A 5,284-nucleotide genomic window follows, 5' to 3' on the forward strand; every position below is an offset into this window, starting at 1 on the left:
AGCAGCCGCAGACAGCCCCTCCAACAGCTGGCCACGGTCCCGGCCCACCACCGCCAACCGGTGCGAGAACGCCGTCGTCCGCGTCACCGCCAACGACAACGCCACATCCCCAACCGCAACCTCCGGACGATCAGCCACGAACCCCGCCAACCGACCCGCCTGCGCAGCCAGCGCCGCACCAGACCGCGCCGACAACACCCACGCCACCGGACCCACAGACTCCAGCCCATCCTGAACAGGAGCGTCTACGGCAGGGATGTCCTGCGCGGGCTGTTCCAGGATGAGGTGGACGTTGGTGCCGCTGATCCCGAACGCCGACACACCAGCCCGCCGCGGACCAGAACCCGCCGACCACTCCCGAGGCGCCGTCAGCAGTTCCACCGCCCCGGCCGACCAATCCACATGCGAGGACGGAGCATCCACGTGCAGCGTCTGAGGCAGCATCCCGTGCCGCATCGCCTGCACCATCTTGATCACACTGGCCACACCGGCAGCCGCCTGCGTGTGACCGATGTTCGACTTCACCGACCCCAGCAGCAACGGCCGACCCTCCGGACGATCCTGACCATACGTCGCCAGCAGCGCCTGCGCCTCGATCGGGTCACCCAGCGCCGTACCAGTGCCATGCGCCTCCACCACATCAACATCGCCCGGCTGCAACCCCGCACTCGCCAACGCAGCCCGGATCACCCGCTGCTGCGACGGACCATTCGGCGCCGACAGACCATTACTGGCCCCGTCCTGGTTGACCGCGCTACCCGCCACGACCGCCAACACCCGGTGCCCACGCTCACGGGCGTCGGACAGCCGCTCCAGAACCAGCATCCCGACGCCCTCGCCCCACCCGGTGCCGTCAGCGGCCTCCGCGAACGGCTTGCACCGGCCGTTAGCGGCCAGTCCTCGCTGGCGCGCGAACTCCGTGTATGTCCCTGGGGTGGCCATCACCGTGACGCCACCGGCAAGCGCGATCCCGCACTCCCCGGACCGCAGTGCCTGCGCGGCAAGGTGAATCGCCGTCAGCGAGGACGAGCAGGCCGTGTCGATCGAGACCGCGGGACCCTGCAGCCCCAGCGAGTACGCCACCCGACCCGACGCCACACTCGCCGTGGTCCCGGTCATCCCGAAGCCGCCGGCACCGTCCTGCTCACTGATCCGGTACCCCGAGGCGACGATCCCGGCGTAGACGCCGGTATCGGTGCCACGCAGCGAACCCGGGGCAATCCCCGCGTCCTCCAGTGCCTCCCAGCACGTCTCCAGCAACAGCCGCTGCTGGGGATCCATCCCCAACGCCTCACGCGGACTGATCCCGAAGAACTCCGCATCGAAATCACCAGCGCCGTCAAGGAACCCACCCACCGGGGCAAAAGCCGCGCCCGGATCAGCAGACTCAGACAGGCCCGGCGTCTCCCAGCCACGGTTCACCGGGAAGCCCGACATCGCGTCGGTCCCTGCGGCGATCAACTGCCAGAACCCCTCCGGGTCCTCAACCCCGCCCGGGAACCGGCAACCCATACCGACAATCGCCACCGGCTCGTCCGTGCCGACACGGACCACCGGCACAGCCGGCGCACCGACGACCCCGTCGGCCCCGCACGCCTCTGCCACCAGGTACCGGGCAACCTCCAGCGGCGTCGGCTGATCGAAAACCAAGGTGGCGGGAAGGCTCAGGCCCGTCTCAGCAGCGAGTCGATTGCGAAGCTCCAGCCCGGTCAGGGAGTCGATACCCATGTCCCGGAAGGCCCGCTGAGGATCGATGTCCCCAGCGCGTTCATGGCCCAGAACGACAGCGGCAGCGGCTCGGACGATCTCCACGACGTCATGCTCACGCTCAGCGGGACTGAGCGCGGCCAACCGGGCCGCCAGGCCACCCGCGTCCGCGGCCGTGGCCACGGCTGCGGTCGGGCGTGCGGAGACACCACCAGCAGCCAAGCCGCGCAGCAGCGCGGGCACCGGCCGTCCTCCGCGAGACAGCACCATCAGGTCCAGTCGGGCCGGGACCGCCAACGGCGCACCCAGCGCGGTAGCGGCCTCGAACAGCGCCAGGCCCTGCTCCGTCGTCATCGGCTGAACACCACCGCGACGCAGACGCGACAGGCCCGCACCCTCCAGATGCCCCGTCATCTCCGAGGTCTGAGCCCACAGCCCCCAGGCCAGCGACTGACCAGCCAGGTGCCGTTCGCGGCGGTAGGCGGCCAGCGCGTCCAAGAACGCGTTGGCCGCGGCGTAACTCCCCTGCCCCGCACTGCCCATGACAGCCGCAGCCGAGGAGTACAACACGAACCCGGCCAGGCCTGCGCCTTCGGTCAGCTCGTGCAGGTTCCACGCCGCGTCGGCCTTCGCCGCCAGGACAGTCGCCATGCGCTGCGGTGTCAGCGACTCCACAGTGGCGTCGTCGATCACACCGGCGGCATGCACCACCGCCGTCAACGGCCGTTCGACCGCGATCTTCGCCAACACCGAGGCGAGGGCGCTGCGGTCGGCGGCATCGCCGGCCTGCACCCGCACAGCCGCACCCGACCGTGCCAACTCCGCGACCAGGCGAGCCACTCCCGGCGCCGCCGGGCCACGCCGCGACATCAGCACCAGGTGCCGCATCCCACGGACGTCCACCAGGTGCCGGGCCAACTCCCCACCCAGCGTCCCCGTTCCACCGGTGACCAGGACAGTGCCCTGCCGGTCCCATCCGGCGGGGATGTTCAGTACGACCTTGCCCAGGTGCCGGGCGGCCTGCAGATACCGCAGCGCCGCCACAGCCTGCGACAGCTCGAAACACGTCACCGGCGGCGGAACCAGCGTCCCCGCCTCGAACATCGCCCCGAGCTCAGCGAACATCTCCGCGATCCGCGGCACACCGGCATCCATCAGGTCGAACGCTTGGTAAACCACCCCGGGGTAGGTCTGGGCGACCTGCTCGGAGTCGCGGATGTCGGTCTTGCCCATCTCGACGAACCGGCCACCGCGCGGCAGCAACCGCAGCGACGCGTCCGTGAACTCCCCGGCCAGGGCGTTGACGACCACGTCCATACCCTCGCCACCGGTCACGGCCAGGAACCGCTCACAGAAAGCCAGATCACGAGTGGAAGCGATGTGGGTGTCAGCCACGCCCATCGCCCGCAACGCAGGCTGCTTGGCCGGGCTGGCAGTCGCGAAGACCTCCAGTCCCCACATCTTTGCCAACTGCACCGCAGCCGTACCCACACCACCAGTACCGGCGTGGATGAGCACCCGCTGCCCGGGACGGACCTGAGCCAGATCCCGCAACGCATAGAACGCCGTCAGGAACACTGCCGACACTGCCGCGGCCTGCTGGAACGACCAACCCCGCGGGATCGGGGCAAGCAATCGGCTGTCCACGATCCCGACCGGCCCCCAACCCGGCACCAGACCCATCACCGGCTGACCCACAGTCAGACCGTCCACCCCGGGACCGGTCTCCAGCACGACCCCAGCGCCCTCTGCGCCAAGGACCCGGCCATCCACGACCATCCCCAGACCGGCGACCACGTCATGGAAGTTCACGCCCGCCGCACGCAGACCAACCCGGACCTGACCCGCCGACAACTCGGCGCCCGCCTCAGGAGCATCGACAACAGCCGCACTGCCCAGGTCACCCGGCTGGGCCACCTCAACCCGCCAACCCGAACCACCGGGCAGCACCAACTCACCGGACGCACCGGCCCGGACCAGGCGCCGCCCGAACGCCACCACATCCCCGCCGCTGTTGCTGGTGGAGTCAGTGCCAGGGCGCACGCGGATCTCAGACTCGTCGGCATCCAGTGCCACGGCCAGGACAGTGTCCACGTCGGCGTCACATTCCGGGTCCAAGCCGGCCGCCGGGTCGACATCGACCAGCAGCAGACGCCCCGGGTGCTCGGACTGCGTCGAGCGGACCAGGCCCGTCACCGCCGCACCGGCCAGGTCCTGCCCGGCGGCCACGCCCTGGGTCCAGATCACCAACCGCGCGTTGTCGGTCTCGGGATCGGCCAGCCACTGCTGCACCCAACCCAACACCGTCGCGGCAGCCAGCTGAGCCGCCTGCGGCGCCGAAGTACCGGACGGAGCGGCCGGAACCGCCGCAACAACCACCGGCGCCAACTCAGACTCGACCGACTCACCATGCCGCACCCACTGCACTGCGCCAGTCGAAGCCTGCGCCGCCAGCGGGACCCAGTCCACCGTGAACAGCGACTGCCGCACCTGCCGGGCCGACCCAGCGAACTGACCAGCCGACGCCTCACGCAACGCCAACGACCGGGCCTCCAACACCGGCTGACCGACACCGTCAAACGCTGTCACCGAGACCCCACCCGACCCGCGGGCCAGCACCACCCGCAGGTGGCGGGCACCGCCGGCCAGCAGCCGCACGCCCGACCACGCGAACGGCAACCCAGTCCCACCACTGCCGTCACTGGCAGCCAGCAGACCTTGCAGAGCGGCGTCGAGCAGAGCGGGATGCAAGCCGAACCCGGCAACATCCGCTTCCGCGGCGTGGGGCAGCTCGACCTCGGCATAGACGGTGTCCCCGGCACGCCACACCTGACGCAAGCCCTGGAACGCCGGCCCGTAGCCGTAACCGCGCTGGGCAAACCTCTCGTAGGCGTCGTCAACCGGAACGGACTCCACGCCGGCCGGAGGCCAAACGGCCAGCGGAGCCGGGACCGGCTCGCTGCCGGCCGGGGCCAGCACGCCAACGGCGTGCCGAACCCATTCGCCGTCCCCCTCTCGGGAGGAGACCATGACGGTTCGCCGACCACTGTCGCCGTCACTGTCACCGACCTGGACCTGCAGCTGCAAGCCACCGGAGCCCGGCAGGACCAGCGGCTCCTGGAGCGTCAACTCCTCCAGCGTGCCGCACCCGGCCAGGTCCCCGGCGTGGACCGCCAGGTCCACGAACGCCGTGCCGGGCAGCAGGACCGTGCCATGGACCGCGTGATCGGCCAGCCACGGCATCACGGCCAGCGACAGACGACCCGTCAACACCAGCCCGTCACCCTCGGCCAACCACACCGCCGCCGCCAACAACGGATGCCCGGAGCGTTGCAGACCGATCGACGAGGCATCCCCACGAGCGGTGACGGCCTTCGGCCAGTAGTGCTGACGCTGGAACGGGTAGGTCGGCAGCCCGACCTTGACCGCCCGACCCTCGTCGGCTGTCACCGTTGCCCAGTCCACCTCCACACCAGCCGCATACGCACCTGCCAGCGCGGTCAACCACCGCCCACGCCCGCCATCGCCGCGCTGCAAACTGGCCGCCGCCACCAGATCCTCACCGGCCTGCGCAATA

Annotated in this window: 1 protein-coding gene; it reads right to left on the minus strand. The window is 70.3% G+C overall.

Going from position 1 to position 5,284, the window contains the following annotated elements; all coding sequences use genetic code 11:
- Positions 1 to 5,284: SDR family NAD(P)-dependent oxidoreductase (locus AQI88_RS45670; protein ID WP_159050597.1), on the minus strand; the 5,284-nt coding region annotated here is incomplete at both ends.

Source organism: Streptomyces cellostaticus, from assembly GCF_001513965.1.
GTDB classification, from domain to species: Bacteria; Actinomycetota; Actinomycetes; order Streptomycetales; family Streptomycetaceae; genus Streptomyces; species Streptomyces cellostaticus.